Below are 22493 nucleotides of genomic sequence, written 5' to 3'. Positions count from 1 at the left end.
CGCCTGGCTCGAGAACCTCTGAAACCCGAGAAAAGGAAGACAATGACCGACTTCGTCATGCCGCAGATCGACCCGGCGCTGCTGCCCCCGTCCGTCCGGTTCGGACTGTCGGACACGCTGCCGTGGCTGGGCCGGATGCGCGCGGCCAACCCGGTGCTGCGCGACCCGTTCGGCATGCACCACGTGTTCACCTACGCCGAGGTCCAGCAGGCGCTGGCCGATCCCGGCACGTTCTCCAGCGACCCGTCGCACGTGATGCCGCAGGCCGCCGCCGAGCTGTCGGCAGGCATGCTCGCGGTGATGGACCCGCCCGCGCACACCAAGGTCCGCCGGATCGCCAGCGCCGCGTTCACCCCCAAGCGCGTCAAGGACCTCAACGACCGCATCGCGCAGATCGCCGAGGAGCTGCTCGACGCCGCTCCCGGCGAGGAGTTCGACTTCGTCACGGCGTTCTCGCAGTACCTGCCGCTGGTCGTGGTCTCCGAGCTGCTCGGCATCCCGAAGACCGACCTGCCGCAGTTCATCACCTGGACCGAGCAGCTGCTGCAGGTCACCGTGCCGAACCCGAACGACGCGCAGGAGATGGACGCCGCCATGCAGGCCGCCATGTTCGGCCCGCTCGTCCAGATGCAGCAGTACATGGCGGGGCTGTGCGCCGAGCTGCGCGCGAACCCGCGTGACGGCTTCATCAGCGACCTGCTCCAGGCCGAAGTGGACGGTGAGCGCCTCGCCGACCACGAGGCCGTCAACCTCGCCATCCAGCTGCTGCAGGCCGGGCACATCACCTCGGCGTCGGTGCTGGCGAACTTCGTGCTGCGGCTGGCCGAGCACTCCGAGGTCGAGTCGCGCCTGCGCACCGACCCGGCGCTGATCCCGGCCGCGGTCGACGAGGCACTGCGGTTCACCCCGCCGGTGCCGCGCCTGCAGCGGTTCACCACCGCCGACACCCAGCTGGGCGGGGTGGACATCCCGGCCAAGAGCATGGTGTTCCTGTCGCTGCTGTCGGCCAACCACGACGAGAAGGTGTTCGCGAACCCCGACGTCTTCGACATCGACCGCGGCGCCGGCCGCAACCTCACCTTCGGCCACGGCATCCACTACTGCTTCGGCGCCGCGCTGGCCAAGACCGAGGCGAAGTTCGGCATCGAGGCCCTGCTGCGCCGGTTCTCCTCGATCGAGGTCCTCGACGGCGAGCCGGTCGAGTTCTACGAAAGCGAGCTGTTCACGCCGAAGAGCGTCCGGATCCGGGTGAAGCGGGCGTGACCAGCAGTCTGTCCACAGAGGACATCCCGTCGGCGCGATTGGGCCCGGGCGAGCAGCTGGCCTGGCTGCGCCGGAAACGGGAGAGCGGGGTGTACGTCGACGCGTCCGGCGCGCACCACGTCTTCTCCCACGCCGACGTCGAGCGCGTCACCAAGGACCCGGCGACGTTCTCCAGCAACCCGGCCCGCGTGCTGCCCGACGACGTGCCGAACATGACCGAGGGCATGATGCTCGTCGCCGACCCGCCGCAGCACGGCAAGCTGCGGCGGCTGGCGGCGCAGGCGTTCACCCCGCGGAAGATGCGCGACCTCGGCCCGCGGGTGGCCGAGATCGCGGCCGGCCTGCTGGAGCGGGCGCCGTCGGGCGGTTTCGACGCGGTCGAGCACTTCACCGTCGAGCTGCCCGCGACGATGATCGCCGAGCTGTTCGGCATCCCGGCCGCCGACGCCGGGGCGTTCCGCGCGCTGGTCGAGCAGATCATGGCGATCGAGCCGCCGGACCTCACCGACGAGGCGGCCGTGCGCGCCGCGGCAGGCAGCGCACTGGGCGGCCCGTTCCTCGAACTCATGGGCTACCTGCTCCAGCTGTGCGCGCGGCGCCGCGCCGAACCGGGACCCGGGCTGATCTCCGACCTCGTGCGCGCGCAGCTGGACGGTGAGCGCCTGGCCGACCCGGAGGTGGCCAGCCTGGCCGTGCAGATCCTGCAGGCCGGGCACCTCACCACCGCGGCCGTGCTCGGGCACGCCCTGGTGCTGCTGGCCGAGCACCCGGACGCGCAGGCCGAACTGCGGGCCGACCGGTCGCTGATCCCGGGCGCGGTCGAAGAAGTGCTGCGCTGCCGCCCGCCGTCCACGCGGCTGCAGCGATACACCACAGTGGACACCGAGATCGGCGGCCACCCGATCCCGGCGGGCGCGATCGTCGTGCCGTGGATGCTTTCGGCGAACTACGACGAGGCCGTGTTCGCCGACCCCAGGGTGTTCGACATCCGCCGCAGCCCGAACCGGCACCTGACGTTCGGGCACGGCATCCACTTCTGCCTCGGCGCGATGCTCGCCCGCGTGGAAATCACCGGCGCGCTGAACGCGCTGTTCGACCACCTTCCGATGTGGACGGTCGACGGCGTCGTCGAGTACCAGGAATCCCATCTGCTGTTCGGACCGAAGCGGGTCCCGCTGGTCGTCAGCACCACCCAACCGATCGGAGAGATCCTCCCGTGACCGAAATGCTCGATGCCGCCACCGAGGTGCCGTCGTTCCCGCTCCCGCGCGGCAAGTGCCCGTACCACCCGCCCGCCGCGTACTCGGAGCTGCACGAGAAGGCGCCGCTGTCGAAGGTGAAGCTCGTCGACGGCAAGCAGGCCTGGGTCGTCACCGGCTACGCCGAGGCCCGCGCGCTGCTGGCCGACCCGCGGCTGTCGGCCGCCCGCGCGCACCCCGACTTCCCGAACAACGCGAAGATCATGCCCGGCACCGGGATGCCGCAGCCGGTGCCCGAGGGCGACGCGCTGACGTTCGCGCAGCTCGACGACCCCGAGCACAACACCCAGCGCCGCCTGGTCATCCCCAGCTTCACGCTGCGCCAGGCCAAGGCGATGCGGCCGAAGATCCAGAAGATCGTCGACGAGCTGATCGACGGCATGCTCGCCGACGGCCCCGGCGCGGACCTGGTGTCGGCGTTCGCCGTGCCGTTCCCGTCGATGATGATGGCCGAGCTGTTCGGCGTGCCGGAGGAGGACCGCGCGGTCTACACCGAGCACGTCCAGTACCTGGCGACCCGGCCGGACATGATGGTCCCGGCCATCTACACGCTGTCGGACTTCTACACGAAGCTCTTCGAGCGCAAGCGCGCCGAGCCGGGCGAGGACCTGGCCACGCACATGGTGACCAGCTTCGACGAGCGCCCGGGCGAGATCGGCTTCCAGCAGCTGCTCAACTCGGCGATGCTGGTGACGGTGTCGGGCAACGAGTCGACGATGACGATGATCTCGCTGGGCGCGTTCGCGGTGCTGGACAACCCGGCGCAGGCCGACATCCTGCGCAACGACCCGGCAGGCGCGGCGCCGCGCGCGGTCGAGGAGCTGCTGCGTTACATCTCCGCGGGCGACATCATCTCGCGGCTGGCCACCGAGGACATCGAGATCGGCGGGCAGACCGTCCGCGCGGGCGAGGGCATCATCCTGGCGACACCGGCGGTCAACCGCGACCCGGCGGCCTTCCCCGAGCCGCACGAGCTGGACCTGCGCCGCGACCACAAGACGCACCTGACCTTCGGCCACGGCCCGCACCAGTGCGTCGCGATGAACTTCGCGACGGCCGCGCTCGAGGTCGTCTTCTCGACGCTGTTCGCGCGCCTGCCGGGCCTGCGGCTGGCGGTGCCCGCCGAGGAGGTGCCGCCGGGCGGGCTGGGCGTCTACCGCGTCGCCGAGCTGCCGGTGACGTGGTGACCGCCGACCGCTGGTTCCGCCGCTTCCACCCGGCCCCGGCGGCGAAGGCCCGCCTGGTGTGCCTGCCGCACGCGGGCGGCTCGGCGTCGTTCTACTTCCCGGTGTCGCGGGCACTCGCCCCGGACGTCGAGGTGCTGGCCGTCCAGTACCCCGGCCGCCAGGACCGGCGCCAGGAGCCGTTCGTGCCGACGATCGACGGCCTTGCCGAGGAGATCGCGCGGCTGCTGGGCGACCTCGGCGACCGGCCGCTGGCGCTGTTCGGCCACAGCATGGGCGCGATGGTGGCGTACGAGGTGACCCGCCGCCTGGAGGCGTCGGGCCCGGCCCCGGTGACGCTGTTCGTCTCCGGCCGCCGCGCCCCGGACCGGTACCGCGACGACCGCGTCCACACGCGTTCGGACGAGGGGGTGCTGGCCGAGCTGCGCCGGCTGAGCGGCACGGAGACGAACCTCCTCGGCGACGACGAAGTGGTCCGGATGATCCTCCCGGTGCTGCGCAACGACTACCGGGCGGTGGAGACCTACCGCCACCCGCCGGGCGTCCGGCTGGCCACCCCGGTGGTGGCGTTCACCGGCACCGAGGACCCGGTGGCGTCGGTGGAGGAGGTCTCGGCGTGGGCGGAGCACACGACCGGCGGGTTCGACCTGGTCGCGTTGCCGGGCGGCCACTTCTTCCTCACGCGGCACCAGGACGTGCTGCTGCGGACGATGAGCGAGCGGCTGCTCGGCCGGGTTCCGGCCTGAGCCGGACCGCGGGGTGCGGGTGGTCCGCACCCCGCGGTCTACCCGCAGTAGCGCGGTTGAGGCATCCGGGCTAACTCTCGGCCGACCGGTCACATCGGACGGGTGTCCGGCGATGTGCCCGGCGGGGAGCCCCATCACCGGGTGGGGACCGAACTCAGCTGGGGGGATGACTCGTGCTGCTGTCCTTGCGATCGCGCGGCCGGATCGCCTTGACCGCCGTGCTCACCGCCGTGCTCGCGCTGCTCGTCCCGGGCGTGGCGCACGCGGAGGCACCGTCCAATGACGACTTCGACCACTCGACGGCCATCACGGCCCTGCCGTTCACCACGCAGCAGGACACCAGTGAGGCCACCCTGGCTCCCGACGACCCGCTCTGGTGCCAGCTCTACGACGTCCGCGGCAGCGTCTGGTTCCACTACACCGCGACCGCGGACGGCTACCTGCGTGCGTCCACCAAGGGCAGTGACCGGCAGATGATCGTCGCGGCCAACACCGGCACCCGTGGCGACCTTCGCGGAGTGGACAATGCGTGCGATTCCGGGGCGAACGGGACGATGACGTTCCGGGCGACCGCCGGTACGACGTACTACTTCATGGTTTCCGGCTACGACGTCCCCGGTGGCGCGCTGTCCTTTTCGCTCGATTCCGTCGCGCCCGCGGCCAACGACGCGTTCGCCGCGGCACAGCCGGTGCCCGCGCTGCCGTTCACTGCGCAGCCGGACTTCTCGGTCGCGTCCTTCGAGACCGACGAACCGGAGTCGACGTGCGTGTACGACGAAACCGTGCCCTCGGTGTGGTACTCCTACACCAACCCGGGCCCGGCGAAGTCGGTCACCGCAAAGGTCAGCGGCAGCGGCTCGGACGTCACCGTGTACACCGGCGCCGTCCTGCCGGAGCTGAAGCAGGTGACCTGCCAGGACAGTTCCTCCTGGAGCCCCAAGGCCTTCCGCGCCGAGACGGGCACGACGTACTACGTCCGCGTCACCGGGCCCGCCCGTGCCTACGAGCCGGTCACGCTGACCCTCGACGACGCGCCGGCCCTGCAGCCGTCGGTCTACCAGTCGCCGTCGTCCCCGAGCGTCTACGACACCGTGTCGTTCTCCGCCGAGTCGTGGAACGACATCGACAAGCCGATGACCGTGGCGTGGGACTTCGGCGACGGCGCCACGGCACCGGCGACCACCCAGTCCGTCTCGCACCGCTACGCCAAGGACGGCACGTACACCCTCACCGCGCACGCCACGTCGCCGGACGGCCGGACGGCCACCGTGACGCGGCAGGTCACCGTGCTCACGCACGACGTCGGCATCGCCAAGTTCACCGTGCCCACTTCGGCGCGCGAAGGGGAGAGCAAGCCGATCTCGGTCGACGTGAGCAACACCCGGTACACCGAAACGGCGACGGTGGTGCTGACCAAGCACGACGGGACGTTCTGGCGGGAGGTCGGCAGGCTGACCCTGCAGGTCCCCGCGCGGCCCACCCGGACGGTCCGGTTCCCCTTCTCCTACACCTTCACGCCCGACGACGCGGCCGTCGGCAAGGTGGCCTTCCGGGCCGAGCTGCGGCTGGACTACCCGGTGACCGACGCCCGGCCGATGGACAACGAAGTGATCGCCATCGCCACGACCGTGAATCCGCGCGGCACGCACGTCGTGGCCGTCTGAGCGCAGGGGGATCCGCAATGAAGCACACCGTTCTCACGCGCCTGCTGGTCGCCGGCCTCGCGATCGCGGCCGCCGTGGTCACGCCGGCCACCGCCCACGCCGAGACGCCGTCCAACGACGACTTCGGCAGCCCGGCGACCGTCGGCGCCCTGCCGTTCCGCGCCACCCAGGACATCGCGGACGCCACGGCCGCGTCCGACGACCCGACGTCGTGCTACTCCCAGATCCGCCGGAGCGTGTGGTACAGCTACACCGCCCCCGCGAACGGGCTGGTCCGGGCGCTGCCGTCCGGCTCCGGCTCCGGCGCCCGGCCGTTCGTCGCCGTGTACACCGGCGACCGCGGTGCCCTGACCCAGGTGCCGGGAGCCTGCGCGCAGTACAACAACGGCCCGTCCGCGACGTTCCCCGTCACCGCCGGGCAGACGTACCACATCATGCTGTTCCAGGACTACTACGGCGTGCCGGGCCCGGTCACGCTGGACCTCGCCGCCGTCTCGCCGTCACCCAACGACGACTTCGCGGCGGCCACCCCGGCCACGGTGCCCGGGACGTACTCGGGCGACCTGACCCGGGCCTCGGCGGAGCCGGGCGAGGCGATGCCCTCGTGCAACCCCGGTGCCGACCACTCCGTCTGGTTCCGGTACACCCCCGACCGCACGCGGTCGATCAGCGTCGAAGCGCGTTCGCGCTGGTCGCCGTCGGTCACCGTGTACCGGGGCGCCACGCGCGACACACTGTCCGAAGTGGACTGTGTGGCCGCCGGTGGCGGCAACAAGCGGCCGGTGTTCACCGCCGCCGCCGGACAGCAGTACTGGATCCGGATCGCCGACGACGCCGAGGGCGCGTCCTGGTACGACATGCGCCTCACGACCGCGCCGGCGCTGACCCCCAACGCCTACCTGCAGCCCGGCACGCCCTCGGTGTTCGACGACGTCTCCTTCTCGCCGTACGCGGGCGACAGCCTCGGCCGCCCGCTGGTCAGCGGTGAACTGCGGTTCGGCGACGGTGCCTCGGTGACCCTCACCGGGAACACCCCGGTGACGCACCGGTACGCCGCCGACGGCGACTACCGCATGGAGATCACTGCGACGACCGACGACGGCCGCACCGGGACCGGCGTCCAGACCGTGCACGTCGAGACGCACGACGTCGCCCTCACCGGGCTGTCCCTCCCGGCGACGGCGCGGGCGGGCCAGACCAAGCCGGTCAAGGTGTCGGTCGTGAACACCCGCTACGACGAGAAGGTCGTCGTCTCGTTCCGCCGGAAGACCGAGAGCGGCTACTACCAGGACATCGGCACGCTGACCCAGTGGGTGGCCAAGGGCAGCCGGGTCGAGTTCCCCTTCGCCTACACCTACACGGCGGCCGACGCCGCGGCGGGGCAGGCGGAGTTCGAGGTGTTCGCGACCATCGACGGCCGCTACGACGGCGACAGCCACGCCGTGGACAACCGGCTGACCGCGGTGACCACGGTCAGTCCCGCGAGCGGCGTCAAGGCGAGCTGAGCCGGTTTCCGCCGGGGCGGGCCGGGTGCGCCCCGCCCCGGCGGAAATTCACCTACTCCGCAAGGCTTTCCGTCCGATCTTGGATCTTTCTTCACCCTCCGCAAGGGTAAAATCCCGTGCTGTGGAACTTCACCCTGTGTAGCTGATGCGTACGGGGGAAACGGCTCGCGTTCCTTGACAACACCGCGGTCTCCGGAGTTACGTCTCCGGCTGAATTCCGCGGAAAAGGAACCGGAAATCGTTCTCGGGCCACCGGTACGAATCGAGCCACGCCACCGATGAAAGAAGATCAACCCGCATCCCGTCGTTCGGCCGTCTCCTGGAATCCGGGCACCTGGCGGCTGCGCACCAAGATCTCCGTGGTGCTGTTGCTGCCCGTCCTCGTCGCGCTGCTGCTGGCAGGCGCCCGCGTGCAGGGGGAACTCGCCCGTGCCGGCGGGCTCAGCGCCGTGCGGGACCAGATGCCCGTCGTGCAGGGGATTTCCGAACTGGCCGGGCTCGTCGACGACGAGATGATCCACGACGGCGCCGCCGCGCAGACCGCCGCGGTCGACGCGAAAGCCGCCTCCGTCCGGCACGACGCCGCATTTGCGCAGCTCAAGCCGGAACTGTCCGGTGTATTGGAAGATCAGCTGGGGAAATTGGCCGACCTGCGCCAGCAGAGCGGTTCGACAGCGGCGAAAGCCGCCGCCTACCACGACTTCACCGTCGCGCTCAGCGAAGTGATCCCCGGCATCGTCGGCCAGTCCGCCAATGCCGATCTCGACGCCTCGGCGACGATCACGAAATCGCTGGTGCAGCTGCGGACCAGCCTCGCCGATCAGGAAGCACTCACCGGCGGGACCGACCGCGTGGCCGTCGAGCGGGCCACCGCCGAGGAAACCGTGCTCACCGGCCAGATCCGGCGGGCACTGCCCGGCGGGGCCGCCGCCGCGCGGTTCGCCGCGGCCACCAGTCCCGGGGCCGGCGGGGCCGCCGCGAAACGCGAGACGCTCGGCAGCATCCTCGCCGAGCAGGTGAAGACCCTGTCGGACGCCGTCGGCGTGCAGACCAACCTCGCCCGGTCCGCCGCGCTGCGCGACGCCGCGCTGGTGCTCGCGTCGCTGCTCGGCGCGCTCGCCATCGCCCTCGCCGTGGCGCGGTCGGTGGTCGTGCCGATCCGGCGGCTGCACGCCGCCGCGCTCGACACCGCGCGCCGCCGCCTGCCCGCCACCATCGAGCGCATCCGCGAAGGCGACGACGTCGACTGGCGGGCCACCCCGCCGCTGCCCATCGCCTCCGACGAGGAGATCGGGCAGCTCGCGCGGGCCTTCGACGACATGCACCGGCAGGCGGTGCGGCTGGCCGTCGGCGAGCAGGCCGAGATGCGCATCCAGGTCAGCGAGATGTTCATGACGCTGTCGCGGCGCAGCCAGTCGCTGGTGGAGCTGCAGCTGTCGGTGATCGAGGACCTCGAAGCCGACGAACAGGACCCGCAGCGGCTGGCCGAGCTGTTCCAGATCGACCACATCGCCACCCGGCTGCGGCGCAACGGCGAGAACCTGCAGGTCCTCGCGGGCGGACGGCCGGTGCGCCGCGACGTCGGCCCGGTCGCGACGGTCGAGCTGCTGCGTGCGGCGACCTCGGAGGTCAAGGACTACCAGCGCGTCACGCTCGGCAACGCGCCGCGCGGATCGGTGCAGTCCGAAGCCGCCGCCGACGTCGTGCACATCCTCGCCGAGCTGCTGGAGAACGCCATCCGCTCGTCGCCGCCGGACGAGCAGGTCGTGCTCACCGCCGACCGCGGCTTCGACGGCGGCCTGCTGATCGAGGTCGTCGACGTCGGGCTCGGCATGACCCGCGACGACCTCGACGCGGCGAACGCCCGGCTCGCCGCCGGCGCCGCGGTCAGCCCGGAGACCACCCGCCGGATGGGCCTGTTCGTGGTGAGCAGGCTGGCGGCGTCCCACGGCATCACCGTCCGGCTGCGGCCGACGACCACCCGCACGGCGAGCGCCGGCATCACCGCCAGCGTGCACGTCCCCGGCGTGCTGATCCTGGTCGACCTGCCACCGCGGCCCGGCCCCGCGGGACTGCCCGCGGCCGTCAACGGCGCCGCCCGGCACGAACTGGAACCCCGCTGGCCCGCCGAGGATCCCGGCCCGGCCCCCGCCGCCGCCGTCGTGGAACAAACTCTGTCCAATCAAACCCTGTCCAATCAAACCCTGCCAACCCCGATCTTCGACCAGATGCTGTCGCACTGGTTCACCGACGCCCCGGCGAAACCGGGCAGGCCGGGCGCCTGGACGACCCCGGCGGACCCGGTCCGGCAGGCCGCGGAAGCCGCGGTCGGCACGCTCGACGACGTCGAGTTCACCGACTCGGGTCTGCCGACCCGGCAGCCGGGGGCGCAGCTGGCGCCGGGCTCGGTCGCCCCGCGCCGCGGGCAGCCGCCCGACACGTCGTTCCGCGACCCGGCCGCGGTACGCAACAACCTTTCCCGGCACTACAGCGGCATGCGCGCGGCCCGCCACCGGGTCGCGGCCGAGCCGGAGGCGGAGCAGCAGTGATGAGCACCCGGCAGGAAGGAGCGGAAGTGGCCGAGCGGTCGCGGAACTGGCTGGTGTCGGCGTTCACCCAGGAGGTGCCCGGGGTCGCGCACGCCGCGCTCGTCTCGGCGGACGGGCTGCTCGTCGCGGCGAACGACGACCTGCCGCGCGACCGGGCCGACCAGCTCTCGGCGATCGCGTCCGGCCTCGCGAGCCTCGCGCTCGGCACCGCCGACCTGTTCACCGCGGGCCGCGTGGTGCAGTCGGTGATCGAGATGGAGCAGGGATTCCTGCTGCTGATGAACGTGGGCGACGGCTCGAACCTGGTGGTCCTGGCCAACCCGGGCTGCGACATCGGGCTGGTCGGCTACGAGATGACGTTGCTCGTCGACCGCGTCGGCAAGATGGTCGAGACCCCGGCGCGGCCCGCGGCGTCCCCGGGAGCGGCCCGGTGACCGAAGGCCGGCGACGCGAAGGCGGGCGGCACGCGGCGTCACTGGCCCGCCCGTACGCGTGGACCGCCGGCCGCACCCGGCCGACGGTGGACCTGGCGGTGGAAGCGCTGGTGGAGACGACGCCGGAGGGGCGGACGGCGCCGTACAGCCCGACGAACCCCCTGGCGGTGGTGACGCAGCTGTGCCTGCACCAGCGGTCGGTGGCGGAGGTCGCGGCGCACCTCGGCGTGCCGCTGGGCGTGGCCAGGGTGCTCATCGGCGACCTGCTCAGCGCCGGCCAGGTGTCCATCCGCGACACGCTCACCACCGACGCCTCCTGGGACGAACGGAACGACCTGCTCGAAAGGGTCCTCAGTGGACTACGTGCACTCTGATCGGAAGATCTCCTCGGCCAAGATCGTCGTGGCAGGCGGGTTCGGCGCCGGCAAGACGACGTTCGTCGGCGCGGTCTCGGAAATCAACCCGCTGCGAACCGAGGCCCTGATGACCACGGCGGCCGTCGGCGTCGACCGGACCGAAGCGGTCCCCGGCAAGTTCGCCACGACGGTGGCGATGGACTTCGGCAGGCTCACCCTGTCCGACGACCTGGTGCTGTACGTGTTCGGAACGCCGGGCCAGCACCGCTTCTGGTTCATGTGGGACGACCTGGTCTGCGGCGCGGTGGCGGCGATCGTCCTGGTGGACACGCGCCGCCTGGCGGACTGTTTCGCCCCGATCGACTTCTTCGAGTCCCGCGGGCTGCCGTTCCTGGTGGCGATCAACCAGTTCCAGGGAACCCGCCAGCACGCGCCCGACCAGGTGCGCGAAGCCCTCAAGATCCCGTCGGCGGTCCAGGTGATCACGTGTGACGCGCGGTCACCGGAGTCGACGAAGCAGACCCTCATCGCCGCGGCCGAGCACGCGCTCGCCGAGCTGCACGCCCCCAGACAACGGAAAGCCTGACAGGAGCCCCGGAAATGCCGATGGACCACCAAGATTTCGCGATGGGCTCGTGGCTCATCGTGCTCGCGTACCTGACCTCGGTGGTGGGCTGCGCGCTGGGCCTGGCCTGCACCCTGCAGGCGAGGTCGACCGACAGCCCCCGCGCCCGCCTGACGTGGCTGGTGCTGGCGGCGGTGTCGATCGGCGGGGTGGGCATCTGGGTGATGCACTTCATCGCGATGCTCGGCTTCGCGACCCCGGGCCTCCCGGTTCGTTACGACGTCCTCCGCACGGCGCTGTCGGCGGTCCTGTCGGTGGTGGCGGTGTTCTGCGGGCTGCTGGTGTTCGGCGTCCGCAACCGGTTCGCGTGGAAGCGGCTGCTGCTGGGCGGGCTGCTGACGGGCCTGGCGGTGAACGTCATGCACTACACGGGAATGTGGGCGGTCCAGGTGAAGGGAACGATCGGCTACGACCCGGCACTGGTGGCGCTGTCGGTGGTGATCGCGGTGGTGGCGGCCACGGCGGCCCTGTGGTTCACGGTGGGACTGGACAAGCTCCTGCCCCGCCTGGCGGCGGGCCTGGTGATGGGGGCGGCGGTGACGGGAATGCACTACACGGGCATGGCGGCGGTCCGTCTCCACTTGGACCCGGCGGCGCCGGACCCATCGGGGACGGAGGTGTTTTCGTTCCTGTTCCCGGTGTTCGTCCTGGCGGCATTGGCCATGGCGGTGCCGATCTGCGCGGTGCTGATGGCAACGTCGAGTTCGGAAGCGCCCCGGCACACGACGGTGGTTTCCTGACTGTGTGAACCGATCGGCGTGTCAAGCGTCGATACTTACGATGAGCACGAGCAGAGCAGTGACGTGGGAAGGCTTCTTCAACACCAGGGACCTCGGCGGCCTGCCCACCAGATCCGGCGGCACGACCAGTTACGGAGCCTTCTTCAGGGCGGCGGACCTCCGGTTCGTCACCGAGGCAGGGTGGGCGCAGGCACGGGAGTCCGGCGTCCGCACGGTGATCGACCTCCGCAACGCGGACGAAATCCGGCCGCCCGCAACGCCGGTCGAGGGCGTCGACCGGCTCGAAGTCCCGCTCGACGACATCGAGGACGTCGAGCTTTGGCAGCACATCCACCGCGAACGGCTGGACGGTACCCCGCTCTACTATCCCGTCTTCCTCCGGCGGAAGGCCGAGCGTTGCGCAGCCGTCGTCAAGGCGATGGCCCACACCGATCCCGGCGGAGTCCTGTTCCATTGCGGCATCGGCCGTGACCGGACCGGGCTGGTCACGTTGTTGCTGCTCGCGCTGGTCGACGTCGAACCGCAGGCGATCGCCGCGGACTACGCCCTGTCCGCCGAGGCCGTCCGGCCACTGTTCGCGGCCATGGGGGTCGCCGACCAGGCACCGGTCGTCCAGGCCGTCCTGGCCGACCGGGGTACCACGGTCGAGGAGGCTGTTGTCGCGGCCCTTGAGGGGTTTGACGTCGAACAGTACTTGCTCGGCGCCGGTGTTACCGGCGGTGAACTTCGTAGCGTTCGCAGCAGGCTTCTGGGCTCTCGTCTTCGCTGAGACCGAGAACGAGCGGTGAGTGTGCCGAGTACTGGCTGCACGTGCTGACCGAGTCCGCTGTCCTGCCGGGCAGGCGGCATGGCGGGGTGGCCGAGGCACCGGTTGGTGTCTCGGCCGTCCCGGCCGGTCAGGCTGCTTGGTGTTGGGGTGGGTCGTGGGCGGTGTTGCGGATGGGTCTTCGTTGTGGATCGACCCAGGCCGGGGGCACCCAGTACACGACCCCGTGGTGGATTTGGATGTTCCAGCCGCCGTGGTGGATGAGCTGGTGGCAGCGTTCGCAGACGAGGGCGAGGTCGTTGATGTTGGTTTTGCCGCCTTGGGTGGCCCAGAAGATCACGTGATGCGGTGTGGTCCACTTCGGGCCGCGTGGGCAGCCGGGGCGGGTGCAGCCGCGGTCGCGGATGGCCAGGGCTCGTCGCTGGGCGGGGGTGGCGGTGCGGGCGGAGCGACCCAGGTCGAGGACTTGGCCTTCGCCGCCGAGGACGGCGGGGTAGATCTTGGCATCGCACAGCCACCTGCGTAGCTGCGAGACCGGCACAGCCTGGCCGTCGTCGAGGGTGGCCAGTCCGGAGTCGCGCAGGAGGTCTTTGTAGGCGATGGTGACGGTGGCGACGGCGCGTTCCCCGGCCTTGACCGGGAGGCCGTCGGCGCGGGCGGCGAGGTCGAAGATCGCCGCGACCGCGTCTCCCTGCCGCTGGGACAGGGTGCGGGGGTCGGGGTTGCCGTGCTCATCCGCCGGGTCCGGTTTGGCCAACGGCACGAACAAGTCTTCGGCGAGGCGGCCAGTTTCGGGGTCGAATTCGCCGGAGAACTTCATCCGTCCGTCGCGGGTCCAGCAGTACCGGAACTCCCGCCGTGGCCGGGCCAGCTCCTGCTCCCGAGCCGCGGGTTCTTTCCCTTCGAGGTCCCAGTAGGCCAGCAGACGCTGCCCGGCTTTCCGCACAGTTGACGGGATTGCCTGCCGCGCCAGCTCCAGCAACGTCACCTCATCCGAGGCCAGCCGCCCCACCTCAAGCGTGGCGGGAGCCTGCCGCAGGACCTTCACGATCTCCAGCGCGTGGTCCGGGCTGATGTCCCCGGCGGCCAGGGCGGCCCGTACTCCGGCGAATTCCGTGGTGGCCAGGACAACCCGGGTCCGGGCGTCATCCCAGGACAGACGCGAAGCACTGACCAGGAACCCTGCGGTGTCCCGGCACCCGGAAGCACGCCCCAGGCCACGCCGCTCGGCCTCGGCCACCAGGTCCAGGTGCCGGGCGTACGCGGCCCGGAGAGATTTCTCGGCAGCGCACAGTGCTGTGGCGAGCTGCTCGTCGGAGAGCTGCCACGCTGCTGAGGTCTGCCCGGTGTCGGCCATGCCCCCACGTTAGCCGAACACGCGTTCGAACGTCATCACACGATCAGGTAGTCCACAATGGACAGGTTTCGCTGGATGCGACCAGGGTGGAGTTGAGGCGACAGTCGCTGGGGTGCGAGCGAGCGGGCGGCCGACCATGCGCGGTGCTGCGCTCAACCGAGGGACGTCGCGCAACTGCACGTCGGCGCGGCCTGCGTCTGGCGGCCGCACGTCGCGCGGCCTGGCGCCGGTTGCAGGACGCGGCGGGTCTGTGCAGCGCAACGGATCACTCCGTATCGACAGCCGCCGGGAACCGATCCGCGCTGAAGTGCACCAGAATCGCCGACGCGGTGGCGCACGCTTCCGAACCCGCCCAAAGCGTCCCGGTGGCGTACAGCTTCCGCCCCTCCCGCCGCACCAACCTCCCCTCCGCGGAAAGTGGCACAGCGTAAGGCGTCCCCCGGTGATAGTCGACCGTCAACGATGCCGTCATGCCTGGAAATCCCGCCGCCGCCGTGGCTCGGCCCAGGACGTGGTCCAGGATGGCCGCCACCCAGCCTCCGTGGACCCGGCCCGGTGGGCCTTCGTGAGCCGCGCCCAGCGCCACCTCCGCGCGGACCGATTCCGGGCCGATCTCCACCCACGTCAGAGGAGGGGCCAGGGGATTCCCCGGCCCCTCCAACGGATTGTTGACGCTCAGGTGACCGCCGCCATCGAGGGCCGCCAGCAGTAAGGGGGACGCGGCCCCGGCAGAGCGCAGCTCCTCGGTGATCGCCGCGACGCGAGCCGCCGCCTCGGTCAGGTCCGCTTCGGGGCCCGCGCACACCGATGCCTCGATCAGCTCGCGGATGCGGGCGCCCAGCAGGGCCCGGGCGGGTGGGATGCCGTCGACGACCGGGAACTGCACCTCGGAGCACCCCCAAGTGACTAGAACTTGTTCTAGTCTAGCAGCCGTCCGCGGGCGTACTCGTACGACTGCAGCAGCACCCGCCACACCACCTCGATCTCGTCACGGTCGCGGGGGCCGTACACCAGCTGGGTGTTCTGGATCGGGTGCGGCACGCCCCAGCCCGCCTCCGTCACGATCTTCTTCACCGTCTGCGGCAACGTCATGTGCAGGCTGCCGTCCTGCTGGGGGTGCAGGTGGGCGAACTCGCGGCTGTTCTTGATGAACGCGTCGTCCGGGCCGGTGCCGAACTCCGGCGCCAGGTGGATCGCCCTGGCCTCCGGGTACGGCACGTGCGTCGGCGCCACGTACACCCCCGCCAGCGAACGCATCCGCTGCCACAGCTCCTCCTGCAGCGTCGTCGGCGCGATCTGGTTGAGCTGGCCGTGCGGGACCGGGCCGCGCGTGCGCGGGGCGGGGCCGGGGCGGTCGGGCAGTTCGAACATCGGTTACCTCCGAAAGGGTTCAGACCGGCTGGACGCGCTGGTAGCGGCGTCCGTGGTAGACAAGGGGCTCGCCGGCGCGGGTGCGCACCGCGCACACCTCGCCCAGCAGCAGGCCGTGGTCGCCCGCGTCGACCGTGTCGCGGCGGCGGCACTCGACCGTCGCCAGCGCCTCCGGGTGCAGCAGCGTGCCGTGCTCGCCGCGCTCGAAGCCGGTGCTGCCGAACCGGTCGGCGCCCGGCGTCGCGAACAGCGCCGCCAGCTCGGCCTGCTTCGCCGTCAGCACGTTGACGCCGAAGTGCGTGCAGCGCGAGAACACCCGGTACGAACTCGACGTCTTCGCCTGGCAGACCAGCAGCAGCGGCGGGTGCATCGACACCGACGTCACCGAGGTCGCCGCGTAGCCGCGGGGCGTGCCGTCGTCGTCGACCGCCGTCACCACGCACACCCCGCCTGCCAGTGCCGCCATCGCGTCCTTGAACTCGTCCTGCAGTGCCGCGGTCATCGGGCCGCTCCCACCGCCGACGGGGTCAGCCACTCGCCCTCGGGGGCGCCGAAGCCACCGTCCCGGGAGAACACCGTGCGGCCGCGGCGGATCGTGCGCTCGACGCGGCCGGTGAACAGCCAGCCGGCGTACGCCGTCCAGCCGCACTTCGACTGGACTTCGCCGGGGCCGAACGACCAGTTCTCCGCCGCGTCGAACAGCACCAGGTCCGCGTCCAGGCCCGGCGCGATCGCGCCCTTGCGGTCGGCGATCCCGAACAGCCGCGCGGGCTCGGCGGCCATCAGGCGGGTGACGATCCGCAGCCGCTCATCCGGGGTCGCCTCCGGCGCCCGCCGGCACAGTCCCGTGTAGAGCGCCGGGAACAGCTCCTGCACCCCGGGCAGGCCGGGCGGGGCGTCCGGGGCGTCCAGGACCTTGTCCTCGAACGCGTGCGGTGCGTGGTCACTGCCCACAGTGGACACTTCGCCGCGGAGCACCGCGTCCCAGAGGCGGTCCTGGTCGGCCTGCTCGCGGATGGCCGGGCTCAGCCGGATCCGGGCGCCGTAGCGGGTGGTGTCGGCCGCGGTGAACGACAGGTGGTGCGCGGTCACCTCCCAGGTCACCGGCAGCCCGGTCGCGCCGGCCGCGGTGAGCAGGTCCGCCTCCTCGCGGCTGGACACGTGCAGCACGTGCACCGGCGTGCCGTGCCGCCGGGCCAGCTCGATCAGCTTGGCCACCGCGACGATCCCGCCCGAGCGCGGCCGAAACCGCTCGTAGTCGCGGTAGCTCGCGGGCTCGCCCTGCCACTGGTCCAGCAGCCGGAACACCGCGTCGTCCTCGGCGTGGAACAGCAGCCGCAGGCCCTTGCGCTTCGCGACGGCGAACAGCTCGTCGAGCTTCGCCGGGTCGCGCAGCACGTGCGGGGCCGTGTGGTGGCCGGTCAGGAACGCCTTCGCGGTCATCGCCTCGGCCGGTTCGAACGCCGCCAGCGCGGCGACGTCCTCCGGGTTGACCCCGGCGTGGAAGCGGTAGTCGACCAGGCTGCTGCCGCGGATCTCGGCGTCCTTGGCGCGGGCGTCGTCCGGGGTGAACGTCGCCGGGCGTGTGTTCGGCATGTCGAACACCGTGGTGACGCCGCCCGCCACCGCGGCGCGCGAAGCGTGCGCCCAGTCCTCCTTGTGCGTCAGGCCCGGCGTGCGGAAGTGCACGTGGGAGTCGATCAGGCCGGGCAGCACGTGCCGCCCGGTCGCGTCGATCTCCTCGGTGCCGGACACGCCACTGCCTGCCGGGAGCACGTCGGCGATCTTCCCGTCCGCGACGGCGACGTCGGCGACGCGGACGCCGTCGGGGCCGGTCACCCGGCCACCCCGCACGACGAGGTCGTAGTCCTTCACGCGGCCCATGGCAAGCTCACCAGCTCTCGGCTCAGGTCGTTGGTCGGGCCCATCAGCGCCACGGCACGCGCGTCGCGGGCCATCCGGTTGATCGGGTTGGTCACCACGTACCCGGCGCTGCCGAGCAGCCGCGCGATCGCCGCGACGACCTCCTCGGCCACCTGGGAGGCGTGGATCTTGCTGTGCAGCGTCACCTCGCCGGGGTCGTCGCCGTCGCGGCGGCCGGCCCGTTCGACCAGCGCGCGGGCGGACTCCACCTGCCCGCGCAGGTCCACCAGCCGGTGCCGGACGGCCTGCAGTTCCAGCAGCGACTTCCGTTGCGCGGCCTGGAAACCGAGGTCCCATGCGGCTTCGGCGATGCCGACGGACACCGCGCCGAGCGTCGCGCCCGACTGCCGGACGCCGGCGATGATCGTGCTCGCGGCGTCGCGCGGCCCGAGCAGCGCCTCCGGCCCGAGCCGGCAGTCCTTCAGCTCGACGAACCCGGTCGCCGAGGCCCGCATGCCGACCAGGTCCAGGCTCAGGTCCGGCTCGATGCCCGGGTTCGTCGCCGGGATCAGGAAGAAGCTCTGCCCGCTCGAGCCGTACGCCGAGTCGTCGTCCTCGGCCACCGGGGTGGTCTGCGCGAGCACCAGGTAGACGTCGGTGACGCCGGCGCCGGTGGTGAACGCCTTGCCGCCGCTGACCGTCCAGCCGCCGCCGGGCAGCTCGTCGGCCACGGTGGCCAGGTTCTTCTTCGCCGCGCCCGCGCCGGACTCGCTCCACGCCGAGGCGGCCAGCCACTCGCCGGAGGCCAGCTTCGGCAGCAGTTCTTCGCGCTGCTGCTCGCTGCCCCACTCGGCGATCCGGCTGCACACGGCCAGGTGCTGGAACGCGATGATCGCCGTCGACGGGTCGTGCCGGGCGATCCGCGCGATCATCCGGTTGGCCTCCAGGGAGCCGGCCCCGGCGCCGCCGTAGCGGCGGGGGACGACCAGGCCGGGCAGTGGCGAGTTCCGCAGCGCGGCCAGCACCTCCGGCGCCGGGCGGCCGGCTTCGTCGGCCGCGGCGGCGTGCTCGTCGAGCACGCCGATCAGCTCGTCGACGCCGAGGCGCGCGGTCAGATCGACAGCAGGCACGAGTCCTCCTTCAGGACGTGGGGCTCGATCGAGTCGATGGACACGGTGCCGGTGAACGACACCGCCTTCTCCGGGACGCTGACCCAGGACAGCTCGCTGTCGCGGTCGTGGCCGGTCACCGCCGCGGCGGCGGTGGTGCAGCCGCCCGCGGTGCGGATGCGCAGCGGCGCGGTGCGCCGGGTCTCGCCGCCGGCGAGGTGGAACGGGATCGTGCCGCGGATCCGGCGGGCCGCGCCGAGGCAGACGGCGCCGGTGAGTGCGATCGTCGGGTGCCACGACGGCACGGACACCGCGCGCACCGCGAGGCCGTCCTCGCCGTCCGGCAGCACCGCGGCCACCTTCGGGAACGCGCCGCCGACGGGGTAGCCGTACTGCCGCGCGGCCGAGCGGCGGATCGCGCTCATCGTGCGGAACAGCGGCTCGCCGGCGGCGAACAGCTCCTCCGGGGTGTCGACGCCGAGGTCGTGGCCGGACAGGAACAGGTACGGGTTGCCGACCGAGACCGCGCTGACCCGGATCAGGCCGTCCTCGTACGGCAGGTCCGTGGTCGGCTCGCCGAACGGCAGCAGTTCGCGCAGCGGCACCGCCGGGTGGTTGAGGAAGTGCGCGGTGAACGTCGTCCGGTCGCGGACGCACTCGTCGACCTCGCACACGACGTGGTCCTCGGTGTTCAGCACGCGCACGCGGGTGCGGTGGCCGGGAGCGAGCCGGGGGACCCAGCCGAGCCTGCTGGCCACCACGACCGACGACAGCACCGAGTGCCCGCAGCTGCCGCGGAAGTCGAACCGGACCGGATCACCCGGGATGACCTGCACGAACCGGTAGTCGAGGTCGAACAGCGGGTGCTCGGAGATCGAGACCAGCGCGATCTTGGTGACCGCGGCGAGGCCGTGGTCGGCGAGCCAGGCGACGCCGTCGGTGAGCGCCCGGGAGAGCGCTTCCTCCGACGACGGCAGCTGCTCGGCGGGCAGCACCAGCGTGGAGCTCGGGCTGCCGTGGGCGTGGGCGATGTGGGCGAGCATCAGGCCGCCCTCCTTTCCGCGGCACTGCCCCGGGTCAGCTGCTCGTCCCAGATGCGGTGGATGAGCAGCGACCAGATGGCCAGCGCCGATTCGTCGTTGGGCCGGGCGGCCTGGGCGTCGAACAGCCCGGCCACGGCCTTCGGGTCCAGCTGCCCGCCGCGGGCGAGCGACGGCCCGGACAGCACGTCACGTGCGTAGGTGTGCAGTGGCTGCCCCGCCGCGAGCATGGCGGTGATCGGCAGCGTGAAGGGCTGCTTCGGCCGGTCCAGCACCGAATCCGGGATCAGGCCGCGCGCGGCCGCGTAGAGCGCGCGCTTGACCTCCCGGCCCTGCACACGGTGTTCCGTGGGCAGCCGACGCGCGAGCCGGGTCACCGACCGCTGGCAGAACGGCAGCCGCACCTCGACCGAGTGGGCCATGCTCAGATGGTCGACCCGGCGCAGGTGGTAGGCGGGCAGGCGTTCGTCCACCTCGAACTCCGTGATCGCGGCCAGCCGGTCGCCACCCGCGGCACGCAGTCGCCGTTCGATGCGCTCGGCCTCGGTTCCCTTCTGCCGCAGCAGGTCCCGGTAGTCGTCGGTGTAGAGGCGGTTGCGCAGCGCGGACGGCACCGCGGCGAGCGCCTCGACGTACCCGTTCGGCCAGTCCTCGGTGCCGAGCAGCGCGTCGCGGATGCGGTTGTAGCCGCCGAAGATCTCGTCCGCCGCGTCACCCGAGAGCGTCACCTTGAACCCGGCGTCGTGCACGCCCTTGAACAGCAGGTACGTGCTGAGCGTGATCGGGTCGGCGTTCGGCTGGCCCAGGTGCCACACGACCTCCTCGAGCAGGTCAGGGAACGTCTTGGGATCCGCCTCGATCTGGTGATAGGTCGCGCCGCAGCGCGCGGCGACCTCGCGGGCGTAACGCTTCTCGTCGAACGGCCAGTCGCCGGTGTAGGCGATGTTGAACGCGTGCACGTGCGGCACCTTCTCCGCCAGCAGCGCCGTCACCAGGCTGGAGTCCAGGCCGCCGCTGGTGATCGTGGAGATCGGGACGTCGGCCAGCGCGAGCCGGTGGGTCTCGGTGCGCAGCGTCTCGCGCACCCGCGTCCCGGCCGCCGCCAGGCTGCCGCCGTGCTCGTCCGGGAAGACGCTTTCGGCGCGCCGCGAGATCTTCAGCCCGCCCGAGCGCGTGTAGACGGCGGTGACCGCCCGCGGCAGCACCCGGACGCGGTCGAACATCGTCCGCTCGCCGAACGGCGTCTTGGTGGTGAGGTAGCTGTCGAGGCCCTCCTCCCACTGCTCCCACTGCACGCCGGGGACGCTCAGCAACGCCGGCAGCTCCGAGGAGAAGTACAGCTCCCGCCGCGCCGGGTTTTCGTGGTAGTACAGCGGTTTCATGCCCGCGTCGTCGGTCGCGAGCACCAGCTTGGGCTCGGCCCGCAGGTCCAGCACCGCGATGGCGTACATCCCGTCGAGGTGGTCGACGAAGTCCAGGCCGTACTTGTGGTACAGCGCGGGCAGCACGTTGCCGTCGCAGTGGTCGTGGAAGACGTACCCCGCCGCGTTCAGCTTGCAGCGCAGCTCGGCGTGGTTGTAGATCTCGCCGTTGAAGACGACCTTGATGTCGCGGCCGAGCCGGTAGGGCTGCTCGCCGCCGTCGAGGTCCATGATGGCCAGCCGGTTGTTGCCCAGCGCCCAGCCGTCGCCGGTGGCGCTGAAGCGGGCATCCGGGCCGCCGTGCCGCTGCAGCGCCGAAACCGTGCGCAGGTGGTGGTGCGCCAGGTTGCCGCCCAGGTGTCCGTAGATCCGGCACATGACGTCTACTTCACCTCCGCGGAAACGCCCGCGCGGGCATAGAGGACGGGGTCGAACGGGGTCGGGCCGCCGCAGGTGGCGAACCGCTTCGTGGCCGACTCCGGGTTGCGCGTGCCGTGCGGCACGCCGGGCGCGGCGAACAGCACGTCGCCGGGGGAGACGTCGTGCCAGCGGTCGATCAGGTACATCTGGCCCTCGCCTTCGAAGGCGATGAAGGCCTCTTCGCTGTCCGGGTGCTGGTGGACGTTGAAGGTCTGCCCGGGCTCCTGGATCCCGCAGTGCAGGCACAGCCGTGCGCTGCCGGTGCCGGGCCAGAACAGGAAGTTCATCACGGCGGTGCGCTCGTCGGCGGGCACCTCGCCGGTGCCGGTGAAGCCGCGCAGCTGCGTTTCGGTGTTCCACAGCTCGTTTTCCAGCCGGGGCGCGGTCCCGGCAGGCTCGCCGCCCTCCAGGCGCGTCCGCCACACGTACGCGGTCAGGCCGTCGTCGCCGGCTTCGAGCTCGAGGGTGCGGCCGGTCGGCGAGTGCAGTGCGGACCCGCGGGCGACCTCGGTGCGGTGCCCGGTGATGTCGCCGTGGCCGGAGCCGGCGAAGACGACGGCGACGTTCTCCTCCTCCAGTGCCCAGCCGAGCCGCCAGGTCTTGCCGGGCGCGACCTCGACCACGAGCAGGGTCACCTTGCGGGCCCCCATGGCCGGGCCGACCGGTTCGGCGACCCGGCCCCAGTCGAACGGGGAGAACACGAAGTCCGCCGCGCGGACGATCGTTCCTTGAATCTGGTCGGTGAGCATCCCCAGGTTCCAATCAGGTTGCTGACGATTGCCATTCGATGGGAAGCGGAAATGATCATGGCATCGCGATCC

The 22493-nt window shown here is 71.6% G+C and carries 21 protein-coding genes; 12 read left to right on the top strand and 9 right to left on the bottom strand.

Annotation, left to right across the window (positions count from 1 at the left end):
• Positions 1 to 42: 42 nt before the first annotated feature.
• From ABJI51_RS40155 to ABJI51_RS40100, 12 genes are all read left to right on the top strand, one after another.
• Positions 43 to 1263 carry a cytochrome P450 gene (locus ABJI51_RS40155; protein ID WP_348956413.1) on the top strand — a complete coding sequence of 407 codons (1221 nt, stop codon included), beginning with the start codon at positions 43 to 45 and terminating at the stop codon, positions 1261 to 1263.
• On the top strand, positions 1260 to 2483 hold the full coding sequence (locus ABJI51_RS40150) for a cytochrome P450 (RefSeq protein ID WP_348956412.1): 1224 nt from the start codon (positions 1260 to 1262) through the stop codon (positions 2481 to 2483). Before ABJI51_RS40155 ends, ABJI51_RS40150 begins: the two co-directional genes overlap by 4 nt.
• A gap of 5 nt (positions 2484 to 2488) precedes the next feature.
• Positions 2489 to 3709, top strand: coding sequence for a cytochrome P450 (locus ABJI51_RS40145; RefSeq protein WP_348956444.1), 1221 nt, complete (start codon positions 2489 to 2491; stop codon positions 3707 to 3709).
• The gene (locus ABJI51_RS40140) at positions 3706 to 4452 is read left to right on the top strand and encodes a thioesterase II family protein (protein ID WP_348956411.1); all 747 of its coding nucleotides are present in this window, start codon (positions 3706 to 3708) and stop codon (positions 4450 to 4452) included. Before ABJI51_RS40145 ends, ABJI51_RS40140 begins: the two co-directional genes overlap by 4 nt.
• A gap of 173 nt (positions 4453 to 4625) precedes the next feature.
• The gene (locus tag ABJI51_RS40135) at positions 4626 to 6116 is read left to right on the top strand and encodes a PKD domain-containing protein (protein WP_348956410.1); all 1491 of its coding nucleotides are present in this window, start codon (positions 4626 to 4628) and stop codon (positions 6114 to 6116) included.
• A gap of 17 nt (positions 6117 to 6133) precedes the next feature.
• Complete coding sequence (locus ABJI51_RS40130) at positions 6134 to 7621, top strand: PKD domain-containing protein (RefSeq protein WP_348956409.1); 1488 nt, start codon at positions 6134 to 6136, stop codon at positions 7619 to 7621.
• A 341-nt stretch (positions 7622 to 7962) separates the two neighbouring features.
• Positions 7963 to 10170, top strand: coding sequence for a HAMP domain-containing sensor histidine kinase (locus ABJI51_RS40125; protein ID WP_431605713.1), 2208 nt, complete (start codon positions 7963 to 7965; stop codon positions 10168 to 10170).
• On the top strand, positions 10170 to 10604 hold the full coding sequence (locus ABJI51_RS40120) for a roadblock/LC7 domain-containing protein (protein WP_348956407.1): 435 nt from the start codon (positions 10170 to 10172) through the stop codon (positions 10602 to 10604). The genes ABJI51_RS40125 and ABJI51_RS40120 overlap by 1 nt, the downstream gene beginning before the upstream one ends.
• The gene (locus ABJI51_RS40115; protein WP_348956406.1) at positions 10601 to 10978 is read left to right on the top strand and encodes a DUF742 domain-containing protein; all 378 of its coding nucleotides are present in this window, start codon (positions 10601 to 10603) and stop codon (positions 10976 to 10978) included. Before ABJI51_RS40120 ends, ABJI51_RS40115 begins: the two co-directional genes overlap by 4 nt.
• Positions 10959 to 11546, top strand: a complete 588-nt coding sequence (locus ABJI51_RS40110) for a GTP-binding protein (protein WP_348956405.1) — start codon at positions 10959 to 10961, stop codon at positions 11544 to 11546. Before ABJI51_RS40115 ends, ABJI51_RS40110 begins: the two co-directional genes overlap by 20 nt.
• A 20-nt stretch (positions 11547 to 11566) precedes the next feature.
• Entirely contained in the window at positions 11567 to 12325 is a 759-nt protein-coding gene (locus ABJI51_RS40105; RefSeq protein WP_348956404.1) for an MHYT domain-containing protein, read from the top strand.
• Positions 12326 to 12365: 40 nt separating this feature from the next.
• Positions 12366 to 13094 (top strand): tyrosine-protein phosphatase, encoded by a 729-nt coding sequence (locus ABJI51_RS40100; protein WP_348956403.1) that lies wholly within the window; start codon positions 12366 to 12368, stop codon positions 13092 to 13094.
• Positions 13095 to 13221: 127 nt separating this feature from the next.
• On the opposite strand, the gene ABJI51_RS40095 is transcribed toward ABJI51_RS40100, so the two are convergent.
• From ABJI51_RS40095 to ABJI51_RS40055, 9 genes are all read right to left on the bottom strand, one after another.
• Positions 13222 to 14448 (bottom strand): HNH endonuclease signature motif containing protein, encoded by a 1227-nt coding sequence (locus ABJI51_RS40095; RefSeq protein WP_348956402.1) that lies wholly within the window; start codon positions 14446 to 14448, stop codon positions 13222 to 13224.
• A 265-nt stretch (positions 14449 to 14713) separates the two neighbouring features.
• Complete coding sequence (locus ABJI51_RS40090) at positions 14714 to 15334, bottom strand: PaaI family thioesterase (protein WP_348956401.1); 621 nt, start codon at positions 15332 to 15334, stop codon at positions 14714 to 14716.
• A gap of 32 nt (positions 15335 to 15366) precedes the next feature.
• Entirely contained in the window at positions 15367 to 15819 is a 453-nt protein-coding gene (locus ABJI51_RS40085; protein ID WP_348956400.1) for a luciferase domain-containing protein, read from the bottom strand.
• 19 nt (positions 15820 to 15838) lie between these two features.
• Positions 15839 to 16321: a flavin reductase family protein gene (locus tag ABJI51_RS40080; protein ID WP_348956399.1), complete on the bottom strand. Its 483-nt coding sequence runs from the start codon at positions 16319 to 16321 to the stop codon at positions 15839 to 15841.
• Complete coding sequence (locus ABJI51_RS40075; protein ID WP_348956398.1) at positions 16318 to 17703, bottom strand: dihydroorotase; 1386 nt, start codon at positions 17701 to 17703, stop codon at positions 16318 to 16320. Before ABJI51_RS40075 ends, ABJI51_RS40080 begins: the two co-directional genes overlap by 4 nt.
• A complete protein-coding gene (locus ABJI51_RS40070) occupies positions 17691 to 18812 on the bottom strand; it encodes an acyl-CoA dehydrogenase family protein (RefSeq protein ID WP_348956397.1) in 1122 nt (373 codons plus the stop codon). The genes ABJI51_RS40075 and ABJI51_RS40070 overlap by 13 nt, the downstream gene beginning before the upstream one ends.
• Complete coding sequence (locus ABJI51_RS40065) at positions 18794 to 19834, bottom strand: PrpF domain-containing protein (protein ID WP_348956396.1); 1041 nt, start codon at positions 19832 to 19834, stop codon at positions 18794 to 18796. Before ABJI51_RS40065 ends, ABJI51_RS40070 begins: the two co-directional genes overlap by 19 nt.
• A complete protein-coding gene (gene asnB / locus ABJI51_RS40060; protein WP_348956395.1) occupies positions 19834 to 21630 on the bottom strand; it encodes an asparagine synthase (glutamine-hydrolyzing) in 1797 nt (598 codons plus the stop codon). The genes ABJI51_RS40065 and asnB overlap by 1 nt, the downstream gene beginning before the upstream one ends.
• 5 nt (positions 21631 to 21635) lie before the next feature.
• Entirely contained in the window at positions 21636 to 22421 is a 786-nt protein-coding gene (locus ABJI51_RS40055; protein WP_348956394.1) for a cupin domain-containing protein, read from the bottom strand.
• Between the last annotated feature and the right edge of the window lie 72 nt (positions 22422 to 22493).

This window comes from Amycolatopsis melonis (assembly GCF_040064235.1).
Taxonomy (GTDB): Bacteria; Actinomycetota; Actinomycetes; order Mycobacteriales; family Pseudonocardiaceae; genus Amycolatopsis; species Amycolatopsis melonis.
Note: the sequence above shows the minus strand (reverse complement) of the source record. Positions and strands in the feature narration are given on the sequence as shown.